Genomic DNA, 1322 nt, shown 5'->3' on the forward strand with positions numbered 1-1322 from the left:
AGGAGGCCCGCCGCAGGGCCGGGGCCGCGCGGGTCGAGGAGGCCCAGGGCCGGGTGAACCGCACCCGCCGGGCGCTGGAACAGGCGAAACACGAACGCGAGCAGATCGGGCCGGCGGTCAATCCGCAGGCCGCCGAGGCCAAGGCCGAGCTGGAGCGCGCCGAGGCGACCCTCGTGGCCCTGCGCGCCGCCCTGGAGGCCGCCGAAGACGAACGCACCAAGGCCCAGGAGGCCGAGCTCGCCTCACGGGAAGCGGCCCGCAAGGCCGATGAACAGCTGGGCCGCCTGACCGCCGAGGCCCGCGCCCTGGCCGGTATCGTGGCCCAGCAGAAGCGCGGCGGGTTCACCCCGGCCCTGGACGAGGTTTCCCCCGACCGCGGCTATGAGCAGGCCCTGGCCGCGGCCCTGGGCGATGATCTGGACGCGGCGCTGGATCCCAAGGCGCCGGCCTTCTGGGGTGGGCGTGAGGCGGTGGCTCCCGCCTGGCCCGAGGGCGCGGCGCCCCTCGGTCCGCTGGTGAAGGCGCCGGGCGCCCTGGCCGCGCGCCTGGCCTATGTGGCCCTGGTGGCCCGCGCCGACGGCGACCGCCTGCAGGGCGCCCTGCAGCCGGGCATGCGGCTGGTTTCCAAGGAGGGCGACCTCTGGCGCTGGGACGGCTTCACCGCCCGGGCCGACGCCCCCAAGCCCGCCGCCGTGCGCATGGAGCAGAAGACCCGGCTGGCCGAGGTCGAGACCGAGATCGAGACTCTGGAGCCCAGGGCCAAGGCCGCCCGCGAGGTGCAGGCCGCCGCCAACGCCCGCGTGCGCGCCGCCGAGGAGGCCCTGCGCGAGGCGCGCCGCCAGCCCCAGGCCGCCGAACAGAAGGTGACGGCCGCCCGCGCCGTTCTGGAGAAGCTGGACCGCGAGGCGACGCGCCGCGAGGCCCACGCCCAGTCCTTGGACGACGTCATCCGCCGTTTCGAGGCCGAACTGGCCGACGCCGAATCGATCCTGCGGGTGGCGCAGTCGGAATCGGCGGAGGACACCGCCGTCGGTGACCTGGCCGCCAAGCTGGCCGCCGCCCGCGCCGCCGCCGGCCCTGCCCGCGAGGCGGCCGCCGAGGCCCGCAGCGTCATGGAGATCGAGGCCCGCGAACGCGAAGGCCGGGCGCGGCGCCTGGAAAACCTGAGCCGCGACCGCGACGACTGGACCCGCCGGGCGCAGGGCGCCGCCAAGCGCCTGGACCAGCTGAGCGAGGCGCGCGCCAAGGCCAAGGGCCTGCTGGACAAGGCCCATGAGGCGCCGGCCACCCACCAGGATCGCTTCGAGAAGCTGCTGGACGAA

Annotated in this window: 1 pseudogene; it reads left to right on the plus strand. The window is 76.2% G+C overall.

From position 1 onward, the window contains the following. A pseudogene (locus OCL97_RS22585) lies at nucleotides 1-1322 on the plus strand (chromosome segregation protein SMC); the annotation flags it as partial.

Origin of the sequence: Phenylobacterium ferrooxidans (assembly GCF_042714595.1) — a bacterium.
Lineage (GTDB): Bacteria > Pseudomonadota > Alphaproteobacteria > Caulobacterales > Caulobacteraceae > Phenylobacterium > Phenylobacterium ferrooxidans.